The following is a 21,580-nucleotide window of genomic DNA, read 5'->3' as shown; positions in this document are numbered from 1 at the left end:
TCCGATGAACGTGCCACGTTAATATAACGCTGCTAGATTGTCCTGAATCCCCTTGAGCGTTTCGACTTCACGCGACTGAAACCCGCGAACAAGGCTAGCTAGACGAAGGCTGATCTTGTCTTCTCGACTATAAAAAAGCCGTCGATTTTTAAAGCGCTCAAATTGGCCATTCGTTCGGTCTGGCATCAATACAAAGCGCTCTATTGTCACGCCATTGCGAATGACCTCGTAGGCCTTTGGCACATCGTCCAGTAGCCCATCATGAATGAGCAGATTGCGAACAGACTCCACCTCCTGCACTTCTTTACAGGATTCAAAAAGAGATCCTTTGCGATCATTGATCGCCAACCGGTTCCGTTGACCAAAAAGGAATTTTGACGAGGCTAGTTTGGGATAAGTCGAAAAATTTGTTCGAAGGTTTTCCGTCTCCATCGCTAGCTTGGCAAGGTAATCAAGCAAGCTGTGCATTCGGATAAACAGGAAGCTAAGTATCGCGTTGAGATTCGTAACGGTGGGTGATGTACTCCACCGGATGCCGTCATCCAGACGAACTCCAGGTGTGAAGAAAGGCTCCAGGTTGAGTATTCGATAAAATTCTCCAGTGAGCTGACTCACCTCTTTTGTGCACTCTTGAATAGCCGACACCAGCATGCAGCAATCATAAAAATACAAAGATCGGTTGAGCTCCGGGAGTTTTACATACGTCTGCAATAGCTGTTCGAACTCATTGCGACCTATCAGCGACTCCGAGTTAAGCCCAGCCTCAACTACAAAACTTGGGGCAAAGGGTTGCAAATTTTGGTAGTCGCTGAGGCTCCCAAATATCTTGGCAGCAAGCTCGTCTTGCAGATACGCACACTGGCTGCCGACCTCATATAGCCCATCGTCAGTTAACGATCGCCAACTTCCTATGGAGTCGAGAAAAAAACCTTCTCCTACCATTCCTTCCTCGATGGCGGTTGGAACTCCATTCAAGCGGAGGATAACGGAGCTACGATTTGGTAGTGCTGGCTGGTCAATTGTCGTCATATCAACACCGCTACTCTAGAAAGTCAGCAGCAAACAAAGGGCGGAACCCTTCATAAGGGAACCATGAGGTCTGATTTCGGACAATCGAGGCATTTGTCTAAATGCATGATCTGCGCCCTTCTGCGCTCCCAGATCCAGCGCGACCAAGCTAAATGCCTGATCAAACGCCGGTACTTTTGGTGCGTGCACAGGATAGGCACCTTGTCCATCAAGCCTGTAGGGCCCCCACTATAAGGCCATCATTTCATCGAGCGTGTTCTCGTCACGGAAACTCATCATCTCTCTGTAGAGTTTCTCTGGGAGTAACCGGGACTCAGGCAGGTGGTCGATGAGATAACACCGGATGGTCTGGGTGAAGTGAGAGGTGACAGCTGTTCGGATCAGGCTTTCCAACTCCTCCACAGTGCACCCACTGTCGTAATCGAACACAGCTGCTCGCCACCGACTCTTGAGGAGGTGAAAGCTTGTGACATTTCGCGACGTCCTGGCACTCGTTCTCTGGTAGCCCTCTTCCGTCACTCTGTGAAAATAGGCCGAGTCAATACGGAAGGACTCCACCATACCTTGATTGGAGTCCTCCCAAAATTCTGGAATGACGAAAACGAGTCGTTGCAGAAGCTCGACTGATAAGCCCTGAGGCGGAATCACTGTAACCAGCATGTTTCCGACGTGTTCAGGGAAAGCTACATCGGGCGTTTTCCACAAAAAATCGCAAATAACGCGAAATTTACCCATATCGGCTTTACTAGCTTGCCGTAGCTTCTCGGTCACCAACTGCCGCAAACCATCACTCACGGCAAGTCCAGCGTCCTCAACCATGGACGAATAGTTTGCGTATTCCGCAGGGTCGAACCGAACACTTATCGCTTTTTTTACCTTACTTTCTGCCACGTTTACACTCCTTCCAGCGATTACTTTTTAAAACAGGTGACACATTCAACAGATCGGATTATAGTTTTTTCACCCCGTCATGTCGATGCGCACGCGTATACGCTCGATTGGAAGGGTAATACAGACGAGACGAAGCGCTCACGCAGAAATCTCGACCATATAAGCACGGGAGGGTACAGCCATCTTTTAGGCGCCCTCCCACTGAACAGAGCAAGCGATATGAGCAAGAATGACGAAGCAAACGAAGCGAAGGGAATGATCAAGGGCACCAAGGCACTGAGGGCTCATGCAATTAAGACGGTGGCAGTAAACTTTGACGTGTTCAAGCATCTCCATCCCACCAACTTGGAAAAAGCCCACGAGCTGGCCGTGCAGACCGCTCTGCAAACGCAAGATTCTTTCGTGGACGAGATCTTTACCGACACTAGCGCCTCGGGCATCACCTCGACTCTGTCGGATGTAGGTGCTGCATACACCCCTACCAACCCTCCAGTCTCATCCACGACTTCACCGAAAGCGCGCAAAAAGGCTACCTTCATTGAATAAACCAAATCACCTCGACGGCGAGATCGCTCGTGAGAGCTAATCCGGTGTTCAAGCGCTTTCTCTCAATGAGAGAGCGCTTGATCGCAAAAGATATCCCGAGTCTCACGACAGCAACCCCCGAATAAAAGGTGTCTCGACACAGCGGCAGGGAACTGTAGGCTTTCTCGAATCAGGATGCCCCATGGATGAGTTGACAAAGATATCGGATGGTCATCAAGCCCAAGCATGGTTGCAGCAATTCAGTTTGGGAGACCGTACGCTTGCAAAGAAGCTGCTGGACGCTTTTTGCTTGGTCTCGCGGGATGATTTTATAGATCACATGCGCACTATGCTGCTCAGCGAAGCCGAGTGCATCGATGGCAGAGTCGCACTTTACGCCGAACGTGAACTTGGACACCGCCAAGGGAAGCCCCACCGCCTGTTCAAGGAGGCCAGAAGAGTTCCTCAGCGAGCCTCTGGAGCGGCCGGCCCTGCTGCGGTTAAGCCGACAAAGTCATATGACCCCTCCGTCGGTAGTGAAGGAATTGTGGCGCAGATGATTTCAGAGCTCTGCCATGAGTTTCCCAAAAAGTTTCTCAACCATCCCGGGCCCGACCAGATTCGTCGCAAACATGTGCGCAGTTTTTGGGTCGTCACAGATCTGATCGGTAGTGGAGATCGAGCAAGACGCTATCTCGAAGCTGCCTGGCGTGTGCGATCCGTACGCAGCTGGTGGTCAGGGCAACTGATAAAGTTTTCGGTCATGGCCTATTCGGCGACAGAAAGCGGGCAGAGATATGTGTCACGCCATCCCAGCCATCCTGAGGTTCACATCGTTCTGCCCTGCCCAACCATCGACACGACATTTTCAAAACCTGTGGCAGAGCAAATGAAAAGGCTTTGCACGGTTTACAACCCAACTGAAGGAGAGCTAGGTCGCGGACAGTGGGTTTGGAGTGGGCCAAGCTTGGGGTATGCGAGTACCGGCGCCCTACTCATTTTCGCTCATGGCGCACCGAACAATGTCCCGTTGATGTTCCACAAGGCCTCTAAGAAGAAAAAGAACCCTTGGACGCCGCTGTTCCCGGCCAGAGTTTCTGCAAGCATTAGCAAAGACCACTATGGGATTGGTCTGACGACGGAAAAAATCAATGCCCGCTTGATTAAGCTCGGACAGCACATACTTGCCAAATCCAACGCGGTAATGAACTCAGATATTCCGACCGGGCAAATATTTCTTCTTCTGGGGGCCTTGTCACGTCCGCCGCGCCTCAATGACAGGATACTTGCTGGGAAGGTTGGCCTGCCATCGCACGAACTTAACAAGCTTTTAAAAGAGATGACAGCATACGGGTGGATAGACTCCCAACGGCGTGTGACTGATAAGGGGGTCGGCCAGCTCGCGCATGCAAAAAAGCAGCTTCAGCTCGCTTCAAACGCCATGCCTGTTGGCAATCATGAGCCACAACCGTACTATCCCTCCTCGTTGAGGCGACCAGTCTAGATTCTAGCATCGGCGTGCATTCCTGGAATGTTGCCGCCAAGACGAGTCAGGCTTTAAGACTCATCTACCGGGCGCAGACTACTGCTGCTCTATGTCCTAGCCCCCGCTTACGGTTAAGCGCTCTCGCCACAGTTCACGTGGCGTGGCCTTCGGCCTGCGGCGGGAGCACTCACCCTGCGGGTGTCAAAGTAGATGAAGGATTGGAAGCCTCAACACTATCGTCGCGCCCCTGGCGCTGCCGATGTACCAGCATCAGTAATGGCAGCGGCGATTGCAACCGGTGCAAAAACCGTCGCAGTCCAACGCTCTCTTCCTCCTATTTATACCTTAAAACATTTGGCCTTGCTGACTCAGGTGCCATACCCACATCTGCGTGATTACATTACGAGAAAAACCGACGCCTACAAAATATTCCGTGTTCGTAAGCGTGCGCGACCGGGGCAGCCCACCTCATTTCGGGTGATCTGCGTACCACCGCACAGCTTGGCGGTGGCCCAGCATTGGATTGCCAAGCATGTGTTGGCGAAGGGAGTTCCTCATTCTGCCAGCACGGCTTTTGCACCGGACTGCCGCCTAATCGACGCTGCCGCCCCCCATTGCGCCAGTCGCTGGCTTATCAAAGTCGATGTGCAACGATTCTTCGAGTCGATATCAGAAGTCGATTGCTACCGTGTGTTTCGCAGCCTTGGATATCAACCCCTCGTGTCGTTGGAACTGTCACGCATCTGTACTCGAATCGGGCCGCTCAACAGTTTGCGCCGCTCTGCAAAATGGTTTCGAAAAGCTCCTCTCGCCAAGTCGAAAATCAGATCGTATGCAGTGCCGAGAATTGGACATTTACCCCAGGGAGCGGCAACGAGCCCAATGCTGGCAAATCTCGCCATGAAAGAAGCGGACGTTTTACTGACTGCTCTGGCAAATCGGTACTCTCTGAACTACACCCGGTACGCTGATGACCTTACGTTTTCCACGGCAGATCATTCTTTCAAACGAAATGATGCCCGCATGGCCGTCCACGAAATCTATGGAGTATTGAGGCGATTCGGTCTGGCTCCCAATCTGACCAAAACAGCTATTGTGTCACCGCGAAGTAGGAAGATCGTTTTGGGACTTCAGGTCAACCAAGATGTTCCGAGACTGACCCGCGACTTCAAAATGAAGATACGCATGCATCTACATTATCTAGAACGCGAAGATGTCGGGCCGCTGAAGCATGCGGAGCGACGAGGGTTTTCTGCTGTGGCGGGCATGCGTAATCATTTGATGGGACTTGCGGCCTACGCGGCTCAAATTGAGCCTGCGTACGGTCAAGCTATCAAGGCGAGATTTGAGCGCATTGCTTGGCCTGTATTGTATTAAATTGATCCTGGCCGAAGGTTGGATGCTGAGGCTTGCGATCGGAAGGAAATTGAGCTTGGGGTAAAGCATCAAAGAGGCTTTATGCCAAACTCCCTAATTTAAGAGCGCTTTAGCATCAAAACGCGCCATAAATTTCTCATGCAATGCTAAGAGGTGCGGTTAGCACCTCAGCTCTTCAATTTCATGTAAAACCCAGTAATTGACTACTGCGACTCTTCCGTGCTCTTTATTTTTTCCTGTAGGTCTAAAACACATTCGCGCAAAGATGCTGCAAAACCACTTGGAAGGCTTTTATCACCCGCAAACATAGCTGTAATAGCAATCACAGAGTCAGATTTTTCTATATTAGGGATTTCTTCTTCAACCTTCTCAAGTACAGGTCGCGCCTTTTCGTAATTTAAAAATGTGTCAGTACGCAGAATTGTGCAGTCATTCAGCAACTGCATAGCTTCAACACTTGTAAAAGCAGCCTTACCAAAAAATTTCATGTAGGCACCGTAAAGACCACCACCCGCAGCAGTGCCGACAATGCCCCAAAACACCAATGACTTGATGTCCATAATCCTATCCTTACAATATGATGTTTTCAATTACAACGAACTCTAAACGCACGAATAGATTCATGGTTTATTGCTCACGCGACTTGGATGCGATCTTCGCTTTGCCCTATTAATCGTGGGAACTTGGCAGAGGCAAACGACCTTGCAGTATTATTCATAGTCACCGCAGCAATGCATGCTGCGGTGGTTTATTGATTGCACGTTATCTGTAGTAATCGCGAATCAGCTTCCAAACGTGGAAGGCGATCAAATACGTCCTGAAAATGACCTTCAAAATCCTGAGCATGCTTGCCTCTCGGACAGACCTGCAGTCGAGGAAGAGCCCAGCCCCTCTGTCCTCGAATGAGTGATGCGTCAGCACATTCGGTGCGCAGGTCTTAAGAATGAATGAGCCCTCTGTTAAGCTGAACAGGTTTACTAGGCCTGCGGCAGAGGGGCCAAAAATCTTCGCCCTACCGTTTTGACCGGCGGACGTCCGCATCATAATCAATTTTTCGTGATAGCGAAATCGTAGCCTGATGCCATCATCAGGCACACCAAATAGATATCAAAAAAGTATCAAAACGCCACCACCCGATAACAGATTATTCGCGGGCAACTGATGGCCATTTGATTTCTCCTGCGCTCAAAGATATTATGTCGGTGCGTCAGCACACTTTGGTGTGCAGTGGAAGCAGCTACTAACTGCCTCTACATAAAACCGCCCAATGGGCGGTTTTTTTTCGTTATGATTTTAATACGCATTTTTAACGATGAACCGGGCACTCCGTTGAATTCAAACGCTCCTGTGCTAATACCTGCAGAACAATAACTATGCGGCTCAATTGACCGTCAAGCTCACACGCTAATTCAGTCAGGGCAAGTGATTTATACCATAGACGCTTTTTGTCATCTTGATTGCCACTATTCGCCTAAGCATATCTATCAATTATGCACACGATACAACCCACTAATCATCAGGTGATTAACTGTTAAGCATCGGAAGTGACTGCGTCCATGATGGATTGCAGTTCTTCGAGCAATTCTGCGTAATGACGCTTCAGGTAAGCGGAGATGGCTTCATCGCGAAGCAGGCGTGACAGGTAGCCTTTTGCAACGACCAACCCTCGCATCATAAATACACGCCCAGTCAGGACAAATGATGGATGCCCATTTCGACCAACTGCTTATCATCTGACCTACGCGAGGTACGACACCAGCACGTAGCGACTGGATGACCGCGTCGCGATCCTTGGCTCTGATAGTGCTCATAGGGCTAATTCTTCCAGAATGTCTGCATTGATCTCGCTGTGCGTTTTGAATCACTTGGTATTGGTATTCTTTAAATTCAGACTGCAACGCCTCTTTGAAACATACAGCTTTGGCTGCAATCACATGCATCAATGGGCCACCCTGACCACCAGGGAACACAGCTGAATTCAGCTTTTTCTCAAGATCCGGCCAAGCTGGCGGGGAACCTGGAAAAATCTTTCTCACTGCTGATGACGGGAAAATGATCAATGGATATGGCCATTATGTCATCCATGGAAGCGAGTACCTGCTAGGCCTAGCTACAAAACTTACCCGCTCCAACCCGGATGTGGATTACAGGCTGCGGCTACGCCACGTTGGTGTCCCAACCGTCTTGGAAGTCGATATTCCTGTGGCGTACCTTACTCACCACCAAAAGCTTTCCCTAGCCAGAACCATCCTCGCTGCGTGGGGGCAATTGCAGACCAGGCGAGCGCTGAGTCTGGGATCAGCTCCGTGTTACGTCATCAGTCAGACCATCCCACCAGAATGCATCAAAGCCCATTATCATCCCCACCAAATCCATGATGCTCATAGCGCCTCAGGAGAGATCTACATCAACTGCAAATCAGCATGCGACATGTGCGAGTGAAGCGTGCGAACCCGTATGCTTCGTCTCATTTACATGATGGTCGCTTCGCAGATTGGGTAACGCCTAAGGCCTACTGTCACAGATACTCAAATAAGCACAGCGATTGCAGCTTTTACCTTTATTGGGAGAGCGATCACCAGCAACGTATCGCTCGGCCATTTTGAATACCGTCGTCCGCTCAAAACCGCGAGAAGCCCCATCGCTGATCCTTTTATTAGTGATCAGCGAATATATCGTGGCGCGCCTGACATCAGGATCATTCAGTTTGACCAACATTGGCTTCAGTTGCTTCATTGCCGCTGATTGACCTTCGTGCGCTCTGATCCAATGCACTTCGCTCCCCTCTGAAAGCATCCAGGGCAATTCGATTTGCAATCCACCGACGTCTGAAATGAGCCCCTCAACAAGATTTCCACGAATTTCCTTCAAAAGCGCGAGACCTCGCTTTGCGGCGGTCACAGCATCCTCATATAGCTGGGGATCCTCAGTTTTGAGCGGCAAGAAATTATCTTTCCACGCAGCCTGAAAAGCTGTCTGGGGCACCGCGCTGTTCTTTACCACCTCAAACATCATGGCCGTCACGGCCCAACGAGCTCGCATGGACACATCGATTTCTTGTTCGGAGGTCAACGTCAGCTCATGCCGGTAGTGAAACTGAAGCGGGCAATTTATGTAAGTCTGGAACGCTTCGTATCTGATCGCGCCTATTGGACTGCCTGGCGGAGTTAATGCTATCGGCGGTGCCGCGCGTTCGCGGATGCCGGTCGAGACTCTCAGTTTTCTACCTGCCGCGTTCAAGGCCACCGGCCTGGTCGCGTCGGCCAATTGATAGAGATACAAATGATCGCGGGCGCGAGACAGCGCTACGTAAAGAAGATTATTCCTTTCTACCGTTTCTTCGAACGCAAAATCCTCATCGGTACTATTGATTACCTCAGGAGGGATCAGCTCCAGGGAGCGATAGTCATAGTAGTAGGGGCGAGTATTCCCATAAGCAGTGTCGTCCAGGTTGGTAAGATGCACCGCCGGGTACTCAAGTCCTTTGCTCGAATGCACCGTCATCACGTTGACGGCATCTAGAGCTCTCGCTTCTGGTGGCATGCCTCGATCAGCAAGCTTTTCGCCGATGCGCCTACGCAGTTCTTCTCGAAGCAAAAACTTGGAGAGGCGGGACTGACTTGCATCACCATCGCCATTACGTACGGCATAGACGAAGAGCCAAAGCGCAAGCCTGATGGTGTGGGCCGCAATGGAAAGGTCACTTGTATCAGGAAGCCCGTAGCGACGATCTAGAATAAGAGTGGACACAAATATCCAAGGCTTCGTGTTACGCGTAAAACCCTGGAGCAGCGTGGCGAGGTTGGCCTTCGCCAATTGCCCCTGCATCGAGAGTCCCGGAATATCCTTCCAGATCCAACGCCCGCGTTGAAGATCAGTCCCACTGCCTTTCTGCGTCACACTAAGGAGCAGCTCAATATCGTGAGGCGTCATGGAAAAGCCTGGATCCTGCATTAGACCAACCAGTGATCTGGGCTGCCGCATGCAGAGCAACTCCATTAAGCAAAAGAGCCGCTTGATTTCAGGACGCTGACAGATCTCTCCGAGGTGAAGGATCGGAACGCCTCGCTTTGTAAGCTCCTCTACAGCGCGCTCCACATTCGATGAGCTACGGCTGATGACCAACTGGTCGCGGTAAGGGATGCCTTGTTCTACGAGCGCCTTGATACACGTCTCAAGAGTTGATGCCTGAGAGATGTTCGAATCGCACCGGTACAGCCTAGGGGTTTCACCAATCGAAGGCCTATAAGCGGCCACTGCTTCCAGCGGCATCAACTCACTCAAAGCGTGACGTGTTCCGGCGTGGGTGAACAGGTCAAGAATTTCAGGCGTGCTTCGCCTATTCAGATCCAATGCATAGCGCTTGTAGGTGGGTGATGGATATTTGTCGCTTTTGAACGTGCCATCGAAGTCAATTAGGCTCTTGATGGAGGAGCCTCGCCAGTGATGGATAGCTTGCCGAACATCGCCAACAACCCAAACCGATTCAGCATTTCGGGCCAACTCTCTGATTAACTCGACCATGACCTCCGTGACGTCCTGATACTCATCTACCAGCACGTGTTCAAACTCATCGAGAAACTGGGATACGGTTGCACGCGCGCGTCGCGCCTGGATGGAAGGAAAAGCAACCAAATCCACGTAGTCAACCAACCGTTTCTTTCGCATAGCCTCCTCGTAGGCTTCGAAGAGTGTGGCGATGTCCTCACGCTGATCCTGTACGTCTTGATCACACGGGGACAAAGTCTTGAGTCGATCGCGATAGTCATCCACCGTCAAACACTCTTCCTTCAGTCGCTTGATGTGCTCGACCACATCAGGAAGCCAATCGTATGGATTCTGCAAACGCAGGTAATACTTCAGTCTCACCTTTGCCAAGCAACCAACCATCAGCCTCACCTGCATGAGCTTATCCGCCACGCTGACGTCAGAGCTGAGGTTGAACAGGTGATAATGCTTACGGAGGAACTCCAGACCGAACGCATGGAATGTTCCGGCCCAGACATTTGACGCGCCCGTAATTCCCGATGCAGCCAAGCGCTCGATCAGCTCGATGGCAGCCTTGTTGGTAAATGTGAGCACCAGAATTTTATTCGGTGGAACACCCCGCTCAAGCAAATGCTTGATGCGATGCACCAACGTAGTCGTCTTCCCTGTGCCTGGCCCAGCAACGACGTTTACGAAGTTTTCTTCAGCATGAGCCGCTATACGTTGCGCATCGATCATCTCAGGCAGAGGAGATGGTTGAACAGTAGGCAGAATAGGCAGTAATAATCCGTCAAAAAGTTGCTGACGAACGATCTCCAACGGCACCGTCAGAGTTTGTGCAATCTGGCTCGCCCCGAGGTTGGCAAAAAACTGTTGCTTAGCAACACTGCGCGGTAACAGGAACTCGCGAGCGAAAACATTCGCTTGCAGCTCAGTGCGCTCGTTGGCCCCATATGCATCGATTGCAACAGTCGCCTGACTACCCTCTGATGCTGTAATAGCAGCGAGCTCAGCGTAAGTGGTCTCAGGCAAGTCTGCATCCAAGAACCAGTGACCGAGCTCATGTGCTATGAGGTACGCTTTCTCTGCCAAGCTGACGTCATTGCGGATATAGAGCGTTCTGTCTTTGCGTTTGAGCACACCATCTGAACCACCTAATATTGAGTGACTGGATGGTAGTGGTTCGATTGCCACATCCAGAATTTCTTCCGCGTTGGCGAGCAGTGCTATTGAAGGCACTGCGGCCTGAGTACCAGCTAAACCCACTAGGGACTCGCGGACTTCCATGGCTTTCCGGCGAGCCCTGTCAAACGGGTTCATGCTTAACCCTCCAGCTGCAACAACCGAGCTTCCTCGTTCGCAGGCAACTGCAATTCTTTCACCGCGACATCCCAAGGTTTACGTCTTAGATCTACTTCCGGTTTACCTTCAGTTGCCTTGAAGGATGGTAGTGACTGACTCGCGAAGCATCGCTCCAATGCCACGGAGAATGCGTCGATAGGCACTTGTAAGAAGTCTGCCATTTTTCTGAGAACACGAGCAGGTGCAAAAACGGATCCGCTCAGGATCATCTGAGCCAAGGCACGGTTTTCACCTAAACCAGCCTCAATCGCAATCGTCTTCGCCTTAGGCCCTCGCACGCCATTAATTGCTTTGACAGCCATCATTACGGAAGCCTCTGAAATTACTGGACTTTTTTGCGCTAACGCTACGGCCGTCGGACAATGAGATAAGGCCTCAGCGAGAAGTCCATTCACAAATAGGGACGTAGAGCGCTCGTATTCTCCCGCTGTTAGTCGGGCTTTCATAACCAAGCGTCTCTCAGCTCGGATGCTCCAGTTTTGAGTCTTAGCGCCCGAGAAGTCATTCGCCTTACGCTCGTACTCCGCCAACAATGTTGACGTGCTCTTCGTTCGGGACTCACGGTCAAAACGATTGAGTCCATCTTGCAGCAAGTCACGAGCGGCAACCGAACGCGGAACACCTCTGCTCTTCGCGACCTGGTCGATTTCGTCGAGCAGCGATACCTTGGTCGTGACGCCAATCTGCTCACGAGCCTTACGAGTAGCTTCGTCCATCTGCTTAGCCTTCACCTCAGAATGCATGATCGTCTCCCTTACCTGGGAATCCACCACAGGTTGTATGGTTGAGACAGACAGCTTTTCGTTCTGTTCTTCGTGTTGCGTGTGAGGCATTACGCTCACAAGCTCGCTCATCAATTTCAGCACGACATGAGGTTCATCCTTGCCGATCACTGTCACATAGGTGCCATCAGGCAGGGTAAGCCGGCACCTGACCCCTTCGCCCGTATGGGTCAGGTTTATATAAGGCGCGAGGCAGGCTAGAAAACTAGCGCACCCATTGAGATAATCGGCGAGCTTGAGGCTGGGCATTTTCATGTAACAGTATGATCGCTAGCTGGAAGGCGCGTGAAAGGTCACGCTGGCGTATATCACATATATATCACCCGCATGCGTAGGCACACAATTGATTGAAGCTCATTTTTGCACAGCTTTGCGAATCGTCATTACAGACTGGAAATCGCAGTTGACCGTTGATGAGATGGCTCAGCAACTGAGCGATCCCGTAACATTCGGCCGCGCGCTGTTGCCTGCGCTCGATCAAGAGTTGGCCAAGCTGGGGTGCACACGCAGTCACATCGTAGGGTTGGCATGGCAAACACCATGCCTTCATTTGCGGAGCGTCTTCGACCCACAGGGCATCCCTGATACCCCGCTCGACTTTCGTCCTGTCCCCGACTCCGAAGGCACTCTGATCGCTCGTGCAACGGCAATCGTATGCTTGGCCGCATTGGACGCGGATACAGTGTCATACGGTTCGGAAAACGGCGGAGACCTCTTCGTGAATTTGGTGGTAATTCCAGGTGAAGGTCGGGTTTCCGAGAAGTCGCAGAGCAAAATGAACGGCCATACGGACGCTGTTACATTCCCTATGCGAGGGTATCGCGATCCAGAAGATCCTCGTATTGCTCCTTCGCCAGACTTCGTATGCCTGGCTGCGCTACGCAACCCTAACGCGGTACCGACCACAGTGATGCAGCTCGAAGCAATCCTGAGTCAATTGGATGCTCAGCACATTCATGAGCTGCAGAAGCCTCAATACATCCTCCAGTCGCAGCTCACGTTCCGTGATGGCATGGAAGAAATTCTGGGGCAGGAGCTGCTCGTGGACGATGCTCAACTGCTATTCCAGATGCAAAACGGCTTCTGGATTCGATACAGCCATAGCTCCACGAAAGCCGCCGATGCAGGTGAGTCTCCAGCAAAGCAAGCAATGCTGGCACTGACGGAAGCTTGCCTGAACTGCGCTATCCCAGTTGCACTCGCTCCTGGCGATATCGCCATCGTAAATAATCGAATCGCTTTGCATGGCCGAACGAAGGTAGGTGAGGAATTCGGAGGCCAAAGTCGCTGGATGCTTCGCACTTATGGGCTGGATACGTCAGATCTTGATGAGTTTCAACGCCACCCCGATAGCACCTTTATGCTGTTCCCTTGATAGCTTGGAGGTGTCCACCCAAGCAAGGCCGCTAGCAAGCGGCCTGCCTGTTACGGATGCCCTCCTCTGCTACCTTGCAGATGACAATCTGTTCGCTTTTCGACTCGTTTGAGGCTTTGATATACCTCCGAGACGTCCTCGATTCTGCAACGCCCGCCAGGTACGAGATCAACACTCTAGTCATCCCGCTTTCTGTTGCTTCACGACTTGTGCTGCCCCATTGGTTTCTACTGTTCTGACTTGAAGATTCCACAACCCGACAAACGATGTTCGACTCATGACAAAGGCTGCGACAGAAGCGGTCAATCGGCTCTTGCGATCAGGCTTCAAATACAGCAAAGCGGAAGTTCTGCTGATGGATTTGCGACAGCCCGGTGAATTTACTGATGTCCTGTTTGCGCATTCCCAGCCTGTGGTGGCGGACGAGGTCACGAGCGTTCGCCGGTGGGGAAAGGGAGTTCTTAGGGTGGCTAGTGTGCCTGTCGCACCTAATTCGGCGATGCGTCGGGAGCTGATGAGCCAGAGCTACACGATCAAGGAAAATGAGCTGTGGACGGTGAGAGCCCAATAACGGCGCGGCAAAAAGCATATGCGTTTTAATAGCGCCGTCGTGAATGACGGTTTTCGGCCAGAAGCAGACACTGGTATTAGCCCCCCGCTAGGTGTGCCTCCAGCCGCTATTAGAAATCTTCTAGACAACACGATAGCTAATGGCCGAACCGGCTATAGCCCATCACCATTTAGAGCTGGCGTTCGCATAGAAGCAACTAAATTTCGCCCTTGGCTGGGGCAAACGCTTGCATGCGTGTGCGAGCTTAGAGTCCGAAGACTACCTTTCGATCAGGTTGGCGAGTACGATGTCATTTCGATCTAAAGCAAATGTTACTATTTTGCTAATCCATACGAAAGCGAGGCAGCTTTCGGCACCGCTACCTTTAGGGAGTAAAGGAATATGGGGCTTCCCATGTGGCGTGAGCAATACGAATTCATAGTACGGAATACTGCCGAACCTATCGACATGCAGGCCTTCTGTGAGCACGCTTGTGAAAAGGGTGGCGAATCCATACTCAAGACAATATATGCGCATGCTTCTGAAATCATTTCAAACGTCTATCAGCACGCCCCTAGTGGTGAAAAACATACAGTGAAGTGGTTTTATGACTGCCGTGCGGTCGGAAATGAGTTTCAAGTGGCCGTCGAGGACGATGGTGTGGGCATATTCGAGTCCTTAATGAAGAGTTATGGTTCCGAATTGCCGCTCGAAACGTTGTTGCAGCCCTCCAACGCAAGATTGACACATCGTGGAATGGGGCTGTCAGCGTTACTGCGCGATCTCGATTTGAAAAAGGTATCCAGCGTAATTTTCCAGAGCCCCTCGGGCACCGTTAAAATGGGGGGAGCAGCCTCTGATTCCGTTCCTCATTCGATAGCTCAGGGTACACGCGTCGTATTTACCGTTCCGCTATGGATTAGATCTATATGAAAGGGAAGATCATCGAGGTGAAGCAAACCTGTCCATTCCCAAGTGGACGCTACCGAAGGGATGGCCAAGGAAGCGCTGAGGAGTTTCGCGAGGATGTGCTTCAACCAGCCTTGGAAGCCGAGAAATCTGTGACGCTCGATTTTTCAGGAATACATGGGGTGGGGGAATCCTTTCTTGAGGAGACATTCGGAGGCTTAAAGCGGCTGCACGGCCATTCCCAGCAAGAGCTCATTTCTCGATTGAATGTCATTGCAGATACAGACACAGAACGATCTTTGATTATTAACAGCATCAAGAACTATACAAAGCTGTCATGAGCGCCGATTTCAGTTTTATCCCTCTCCTAACAGGAGTCGTCGGTGCGGTGCTTGGGGTTTGGATTACGATATCCAGAACCAAGTACACAGCCTACTCAGCTGACTTCTCAAAAAGAATGGAGCAACTAACCGCTTTAGTTGACAAGTTGGGTGAGTGCGCTTGTCGGTATTGGATAAAAGACGTATCCGACAAACTTAAAGTCGAGGCTGATTATATTCTCGGCCTGAGATCTAGTCTGTCTGTAGCAATTGATGCTCTGAACAAGGATTATAAAGGGTTCAATGGCAAGCAGATTCTCGATGCATTTGGTAAATTTAACACCGCGTGTACGGGCCATAACTTTCCGAGTCGAGAAATGGAACCCGGACACCCGGCACCTCTCGCAGAAATACTTAATACTGCGGAAAACCTGAAATGTGAGATCTTACGCGCCCGTAAAAACAACTACAGATGGCGCGACGCTGTCAGAAATCCGAAAGCTTGAGCTGAACTGTGATTATGAAATGTTATGGCTAATTCGAGGTAGCTGCAATAAATCTGTTATAGGCAGCGCTCTTCTGAGACCTCGATATAATCCGAACGAACCGCGTGGAAGCTGTTCGCTTTTGCCAACTTCTGCTTTCCCCTAAAGCCTACCAATCTACCCATAGCAGTCCCTCGTAAAGTAAAGCGCAGAGACCGGCCGAAACAGCCATTGACTCGTAATTGCGTTAAGGCGTGACCATGCTTAGGCGACCATCCATACAGAGCCGTTCGATCTCGACCCTCACTAATCTCCAGATATTTTAGTTCTACCAACCCCTCGATTACCTCTGTCAACGAATACATCCAACTCAAAAGGTCGTGGAAGGATCTGTCAATCCACATTTAGCCTCGCTCGAAAAAGTCCGTCAGGGGGGCGAGCCTAAAGGTGAACGTCCATTTCTGATCGCCAGTCACACAGGGCGTCCCCCCCCCAACCCCGAACACACCTTCAGGATGTAATTTCTTCGTTTGCAGTAAGAACCTTTTGATTCATTTCCATGAATAGCACCTCGTCGAGCTAACAGGTAATCTTCTTAGCGGGTAGAAAGCTTAAAGGCCTACGGATTCTTACCATCTATGACCATAGAACCACTCATGTCACGGAAATTCAGCGGGACGCTCACTCATAATAAGTACGGTAGTGAGTCCTTGCCGCGTCCATATCTATGACATTGAAAGTCTCAGAAATCCAGATAACCTTGCTCTTTCGTTTGAGCATCTCTATTTTTTACTTCGTTTATGGCTGCATTATATTTTTCTCTAAAAACAGCTTGGATGGCCATATATAAATGCTGGGTAATATTTTCTTTTGGGATATCCATTGCCTCTGCATACATACCCATGTCAATTTCGTAAGTATCATTATCTACCTTTACTCCCCGATCCGCGAATACATCAAATTGTTTTTTTGACGGTGTAATAACAGGCGCAAAACCAAGCGCCCTGGAGAAAACTATATAAGCTAGCGTCGAACCTGACTCTAGGGTTATCAAGGGTATGCCTAACGACGTTTCGATTGTTGGAGCTTTAGCCTTTCTGTCATAGCCGGCTTTGTATACAACACTATATCGGACACTTTTAAGGAATAGATTTGATATAACAGCAGGCAATACGAAAGTGTCTTCTATCTTCTTTCCATTGACACCTAAAAATTGAGAAACAGCTGGAATCAGGTAAAATTTCACGTACGAGTGATGATCAATCTCTTCTAGGAAAATCAGAGTATTGGAAAATATACTGTAAAATTCAAAGCTTGATGCACATTTATTATAAAATGCTTCTTTTTTCTCTGTATCAAGACCAGAAAGGAATGTTGCCGAGAAAAATTCTTGAATGGATTTATGAATAAACTTATATTCATTATAACCATCCATAATTATCAAATTTGTAATTCCAGCTATTTCATCAGCGATTTTGTCCGCAATAGCCACGCTTTCATTTAAATAGCTTAATGAATCCCCAACAAGCTTAATGTATTGCGCTCGATCGAAGCTGTTGAGTCCAATACGCTGGGAGATGTAGCAAAAATAATCGAATATATTTTTGTATATTTGTCTGTTATCGTTCCAGTGCCTTGCTCTTTCAACAAAACCCTTTAAATTATCATGCTGATGAAAAACGGTTTCGAAAATATTTTTATAAAATTGCGATAGCGACTCAGGGATACACATCCCCAAGTTATAACTTACACAAAACAAGACAACTAGTATTGGAGACCTTAATACACTCTCACTACCATTGTGAAATTTGCTTTTCTCAAGCGCAGCGTAAAGCAGCTCCGACTTGCCTACATCTTGGCAAGCACGAGATATAATCTCTTTTACCTTTTCATTCGTGAGATAATCAACTGTGTAATTGTCGGCAGAGCTTAAGGCATTTAATTCAGTATCTGGTCGAGTTGTGCATGTTACGCTGCACTTGTATTTTACTACTAGTTTATTTATTTCAATAAACAGTTCGCGCCTGTACGAGGTGGGACACTCGTCAAAAGCATCCAGATACAGACGAACGTTACTATCCATTAAGATCTGCTCAAAACCACTTGATGAAAGCTCGATTCCGTGATTTTTCAAACTCAACGAAAGCGCAGCTTCAATTGTTCCTCCCCTATAATTTTTTAACTCATATAGAAATGGAAGTCTATCAATCCGATCGATATTGTTGGATAGCAATTTCTTCAATAACGTTGATTTACCTTGGCCAGCCAGGCCAGTGATTACGGCTATTCTATTGACGGTGTCTAAGGTTGTACCATCGCCAACCTCAACAGTGCCGGCTCCCCTCAGGACAAGAGGTACATATATCTCATCAATATGCACGGACGCGAGAGGTGATGATATTGTTTTGATTAAAAGATGACTATAACAAAATGCCACATATTTGCTTTTGAAATCAGAAAATCTGCCCAATTTATAGCGATTACTTACATAGTCAATAGCGCTTTCAATTCGATCACCAAATATTTTTTTTGTTAATCCTGAAGTGTTAGCTACTGACACAGCAGTGCTGATAAGTGCAGTTGTTGGCTCCAAAATAAGCTCCATCTAATTTTGCGGAAAATCGGGATTAAACTGTAATTTTAGCAGATTACTAATTTACCCCAATTTTGTCCAGCAGGACACTTCACATTCTTAAAAATGTGACATAAAAGTATAATGTGAAACGAGGTGCAAAAATGAAGGGTATAGAGTTTATTGAGGTTATGCCGAACATCACAATAGTTGGTTAGGGGCCAAACATAATCAGCGTGCCGCCTGCGCAGTGAAATAGCTTCCGATGAACTTGATGCAACTCGCCGTGAGTGGGGCAACTGATCACTTTTGCCTAGCTGCTTTTGGCCGAAGCAGACACTCATAAAATAACTGCTTTCCATATAAGCAGACGTACCTGCCCGCATGTCGCTAGCGTCACATTCAGGCATGGAAACGTCACCATTGACTGAGTGAAACCTTTTCCCACTTCCGGACAGCCGGATGGAAACAGTTGACTCTTCCTACCCTTCCCGGAATTTTCCGCCGTTGTTTGCCATGTTTGATTTGCTGAAGAGCGATTTTCTGTCAGCCCGAGACCTGGCATGGCGTGCAAGTGATGCAAGCGTTTGGCCGAGGACAGGACAGTTTGCGGACAGGCTCGATTATGCAATGTACGGCCCCTATACCTCCGCACTTATGCTGGCACATCGAATAGCCCCTGGCCTACTCGACAAGGTAGCCGTAACGGCAAACCACTTTTTTCGAGCTTGGATTAGCCCTCAAAAAAGTAAGTTCCGGAAGGCGGTGGAGAGATTCCGCAGACAAGAAAACAGGTACTCCGCTCGCAAAAAAGTAGAAGTAATAATTCGTGCAGGCGTGTACGCGATGTACGGCTTGGCCGAGCTGGCCGAGCTGGCCGAAGACTATGATGACAATGATGGAATTCTCCGCTCGCAGAACGACTTACGGAACGCGGGTATCAATCCGCGCTTTACAGTGAGTCAGGAGTTAATCAGCAACGACCGGCGTCGTCAGATTACTTGGCATTGTGTAGTGCTGGCGAGGGGCACTTACTCCGCAATAGACTCCATAACCAGCATCACGCAGATCTAAAATAGGCTGTTCGCTTCATGATCGTGACTACTTGCTGCGCACGTTTTCTGCCATCGCATTCTTAACTCGGGACGGCAAAATGCTATCTTACCGGCTTGTCATGGAGCGGATATTCAAGTGAACGACTACGATTTCTCACGTCTGAACGATAAGGAATTCGAGGTGCTATGCACGGATCTCATCGGTGCTAGCGAGAACGTCAGATTCGAGCGGTTCAAGCCTGGTCGCGACAGCGGCGTCGATGGCCGCTATTTTAGCGTCAGTGGTGGAGAAAGAATTCTTCAGGCAAAGCACTGGTCTGGAACCCCCTTCCCGCAGCTTCTATCCCACATCAGTAAATCCGAAGCACCCAAGGTAGGGTTGCTCAATCCAGAGCGATATATCCTGGTGCTCTCTCATTCCCTCTCAAGGGCGAACAAGTCTGAGCTCACTAGGATTTTACGCGCCCATGCGTCCTGCCCGATCGACATATACGGCAGAGAAGATTTGAACGATCTGCTGTCCCAACATCCTCAGGTTGAGCGTCGACATTTCAAGCTCTGGATCAGTAGCTCCACTGTTCTGACGCATCTTCTAAACAATGCGATCCATGGGCGCAGCGATTCGATGATGAGGGACATCATTGATAAATCGAAAATCTTCGTTCAGACCCGAAATTTCGATTCAGCGGTAGAAAAGCTTAACCAGCTCGGCACCGTTATTATCACTGGCCAGGCGGGCATCGGCAAAACAACGCTTGCGGAACAGCTCATTCTGTTGTTTTCCAGCAATGGATTTGAGCTCACATGCATCAGTCAAGACGTCCGCGAGGCTGAGCAAACATACGAACCAGAGAAACATCAGCTTTTCTACTTTGATGATTTCCTAGGTCGAAACTATCTCCAAGCATTGTCAGGGCATGAAGGTAGCCAGATAGTTAACTTTATCAAGCGAATCAACCGTGACAAAGCAAAAAAGAAATTTGTACTGACGTCACGCTCCACGATCCTTAACCAAGGACGCATTCTTAATGATGTTTTTGAGCTAAACAACATCGAAAAGAATGAATTGGAAATAAAGCTGGACTCGCTTTCCGACTTGGATAAGGCACACATCCTGTACAACCACATCTGGCATTCAGGGCTTGAGCATGCATACATCGATACTTTCTATTCTGAGCATAGATATAGACAATTAGTGCGCCACAAAAACTTTAACCCTCGAATCATACAGTTCATAACTGACCCGCAGCGCTTAACTGACATCCCATCTTCACAGTACTGGAATTACATCAGCGATCTTTTTAAAAACCCGGCCAAGGTATGGGAACATCCCTTCGACGCACAGCTTGATGATTATGGGAGATTGATCGTCCTATTGGCAGCCTTTAACCGCGACAACATTTCTGAACACGACCTAGCCGAAGCTTATGCCAACGGTATAGCAATGCCGAGTCATGCTAGTTATGTGGGTAGACGTGATTTTCACGTGGCGATTCGTCATCTCTCCAATTCGCTGCTTACGCGACTGATAATCGGCGACAAGGTATACTATAAACTCTTCAACCCATCCCTGGGTGACTTTATACTGCATAGGTACGCCGGTAACCTGCCTACTCTTGAAGCAATACTCAAATGTTTACGCAGTCAAAGTGCAATCGCCGTACTATTCGATATGACTCAAAACAAAATGATTGGCCACGAGGATACCAACAAAATTCTGTCGACTCTTTTTGAGCACGAGGCTTATCTTGAATTCAGGGGGAGCGATTCTGAGTATTTGGCACGTTTATGCGTAGGAGGGGTTGCTAAAACATCGCAAACCGTAACTAAAAGATCACTTGAAGCAACTGGCAGAGTCATCTTAAAAAACAAAGCACCTAAAGAGTATTATTACTGCTTACGCTTGCTCCTTGATTGCATCAAGCAAGGTATCATAGCGCCTATTGATGCAGAGGCATTTGCATTAGAAGCGATGCAGGTTGGCGCAAATGACGAAGAGATCGAGTTGCTTGGTGAGTTAATCACCCATTTTGAGCCTAGCGAAGCAACTACCCTTTCCAATACCTTTGCCGAAACAGCACTCGACAATGTGCTTTCCTCCCTAGGTGAATATTTTGAGGAAAGAGATGTGTTTCGCTATGGCTATGACTTGGATTCCTCACAGGAACAGTTAGAAAACCTCGTTACCGAAAAATTTGCGACTTGGCATATAACGCCAACGGCAGAAATGTTCGATGAAATAGTCGATGCCTATGATTTAAAGGATCGAATGCAAGATTTCCTTGCATCTAATGATTCGGGCTACTCACCATCACGGGCGTCTAGCAAGTTGGATATAGAAAGCATTGATGATCTCTTTCAGAGAGATAGCTAA

16 protein-coding genes and 3 pseudogenes are annotated in these 21,580 nt (G+C 49.1%); 10 read left to right on the top strand and 9 right to left on the bottom strand.

Going from position 1 to position 21,580, the window contains the following annotated elements:
• Positions 1-18: 18 nt before the first annotated feature.
• Both ACP3TY_RS06085 and ACP3TY_RS06080 read right to left on the bottom strand, forming a co-directional pair.
• Positions 19-1,029 (bottom strand): hypothetical protein, encoded by a 1,011-nt coding sequence (locus ACP3TY_RS06085; RefSeq protein WP_426619489.1) that lies wholly within the window; start codon positions 1,027-1,029, stop codon positions 19-21.
• Positions 1,030-1,257: 228 nt separating this feature from the next.
• The gene (locus tag ACP3TY_RS06080) at positions 1,258-1,920 is read right to left on the bottom strand and encodes a hypothetical protein (RefSeq protein WP_093099640.1); all 663 of its coding nucleotides are present in this window, start codon (positions 1,918-1,920) and stop codon (positions 1,258-1,260) included.
• A 219-nt stretch (positions 1,921-2,139) separates the two neighbouring features.
• Between ACP3TY_RS06080 and ACP3TY_RS06075 the strand changes: the two genes are divergently transcribed.
• The 3 genes from ACP3TY_RS06075 (at position 2,140) to ACP3TY_RS06065 (ending at position 5,308) form a co-directional block, all read left to right on the top strand.
• Positions 2,140-2,466, top strand: a complete 327-nt coding sequence (locus ACP3TY_RS06075; RefSeq protein WP_093099638.1) for a hypothetical protein — start codon at positions 2,140-2,142, stop codon at positions 2,464-2,466.
• A 181-nt stretch (positions 2,467-2,647) separates the two neighbouring features.
• Positions 2,648-3,949 (top strand): phosphoribosyltransferase-like protein, encoded by a 1,302-nt coding sequence (locus ACP3TY_RS06070; protein WP_426619488.1) that lies wholly within the window; start codon positions 2,648-2,650, stop codon positions 3,947-3,949.
• A 192-nt stretch (positions 3,950-4,141) separates the two neighbouring features.
• On the top strand, positions 4,142-5,308 hold the full coding sequence (locus ACP3TY_RS06065) for a reverse transcriptase family protein (protein ID WP_426619487.1): 1,167 nt from the start codon (positions 4,142-4,144) through the stop codon (positions 5,306-5,308).
• Positions 5,309-5,511: 203 nt separating this feature from the next.
• Here the strand turns inward: ACP3TY_RS06065 and ACP3TY_RS06060 are convergent, their stop codons facing one another.
• The 6 genes and pseudogenes from ACP3TY_RS06060 to ACP3TY_RS06035 form a co-directional block, all read right to left on the bottom strand.
• Positions 5,512-5,868, bottom strand: coding sequence for a hypothetical protein (locus ACP3TY_RS06060; protein WP_426619486.1), 357 nt, complete (start codon positions 5,866-5,868; stop codon positions 5,512-5,514).
• Between the two features lie 971 nt (positions 5,869-6,839).
• Positions 6,840-6,983, bottom strand: a complete 144-nt coding sequence (locus tag ACP3TY_RS06055) for a hypothetical protein (RefSeq protein WP_426620531.1) — start codon at positions 6,981-6,983, stop codon at positions 6,840-6,842.
• A 58-nt stretch (positions 6,984-7,041) separates the two neighbouring features.
• Positions 7,042-7,119, bottom strand: a pseudogene (locus ACP3TY_RS06050) (BREX system ATP-binding domain-containing protein); the annotation flags it as partial.
• Positions 7,120-7,155: 36 nt separating this feature from the next.
• A pseudogene (locus tag ACP3TY_RS06045) lies at positions 7,156-7,368 on the bottom strand (serine hydroxymethyltransferase); the annotation flags it as partial.
• A 445-nt stretch (positions 7,369-7,813) separates the two neighbouring features.
• A complete protein-coding gene (locus ACP3TY_RS06040) occupies positions 7,814-11,116 on the bottom strand; it encodes a UvrD-helicase domain-containing protein (protein WP_426619485.1) in 3,303 nt (1,100 codons plus the stop codon).
• A 2-nt stretch (positions 11,117-11,118) separates the two neighbouring features.
• The gene (locus ACP3TY_RS06035) at positions 11,119-12,195 is read right to left on the bottom strand and encodes a hypothetical protein (protein WP_426619484.1); all 1,077 of its coding nucleotides are present in this window, start codon (positions 12,193-12,195) and stop codon (positions 11,119-11,121) included.
• Between the two features lie 88 nt (positions 12,196-12,283).
• Between ACP3TY_RS06035 and ACP3TY_RS06030 the strand changes: the two genes are divergently transcribed.
• The 5 genes and pseudogenes from ACP3TY_RS06030 (at position 12,284) to ACP3TY_RS06010 (ending at position 15,600) form a co-directional block, all read left to right on the top strand.
• Complete coding sequence (locus tag ACP3TY_RS06030) at positions 12,284-13,315, top strand: TauD/TfdA family dioxygenase (protein WP_426619483.1); 1,032 nt, start codon at positions 12,284-12,286, stop codon at positions 13,313-13,315.
• A 256-nt stretch (positions 13,316-13,571) separates the two neighbouring features.
• Positions 13,572-13,886 (top strand): annotated as a pseudogene (locus tag ACP3TY_RS06025) (DUF4113 domain-containing protein); the annotation flags it as partial.
• A 393-nt stretch (positions 13,887-14,279) separates the two neighbouring features.
• Positions 14,280-14,798: an ATP-binding protein gene (locus ACP3TY_RS06020; RefSeq protein ID WP_426619482.1), complete on the top strand. Its 519-nt coding sequence runs from the start codon at positions 14,280-14,282 to the stop codon at positions 14,796-14,798.
• Complete coding sequence (locus tag ACP3TY_RS06015; protein WP_426619481.1) at positions 14,795-15,115, top strand: STAS-like domain-containing protein; 321 nt, start codon at positions 14,795-14,797, stop codon at positions 15,113-15,115. Before ACP3TY_RS06020 ends, ACP3TY_RS06015 begins: the two co-directional genes overlap by 4 nt.
• The gene (locus tag ACP3TY_RS06010) at positions 15,112-15,600 is read left to right on the top strand and encodes a hypothetical protein (RefSeq protein ID WP_426619480.1); all 489 of its coding nucleotides are present in this window, start codon (positions 15,112-15,114) and stop codon (positions 15,598-15,600) included. Before ACP3TY_RS06015 ends, ACP3TY_RS06010 begins: the two co-directional genes overlap by 4 nt.
• 721 nt (positions 15,601-16,321) lie before the next feature.
• Here the strand turns inward: ACP3TY_RS06010 and ACP3TY_RS06005 are convergent.
• A complete protein-coding gene (locus tag ACP3TY_RS06005) occupies positions 16,322-18,172 on the bottom strand; it encodes an NACHT domain-containing protein (protein ID WP_426619479.1) in 1,851 nt (616 codons plus the stop codon).
• A 441-nt stretch (positions 18,173-18,613) separates the two neighbouring features.
• Here ACP3TY_RS06005 and ACP3TY_RS06000 point away from each other — a divergent pair, with 441 nt between their 5' ends.
• Positions 18,614-19,225: an LA2681 family HEPN domain-containing protein gene (locus ACP3TY_RS06000; RefSeq protein ID WP_426619478.1), complete on the top strand. Its 612-nt coding sequence runs from the start codon at positions 18,614-18,616 to the stop codon at positions 19,223-19,225.
• A gap of 117 nt (positions 19,226-19,342) precedes the next feature.
• Positions 19,343-21,580: a restriction endonuclease gene (locus tag ACP3TY_RS05995; RefSeq protein WP_426619477.1), complete on the top strand. Its 2,238-nt coding sequence runs from the start codon at positions 19,343-19,345 to the stop codon at positions 21,578-21,580.

The organism is Pseudomonas rustica (genome assembly GCF_049959085.1).
Taxonomy (GTDB): Bacteria; Pseudomonadota; Gammaproteobacteria; order Pseudomonadales; family Pseudomonadaceae; genus Aquipseudomonas; species Aquipseudomonas rustica.
This window is presented reverse-complemented; position numbering and strand designations above follow the sequence as displayed.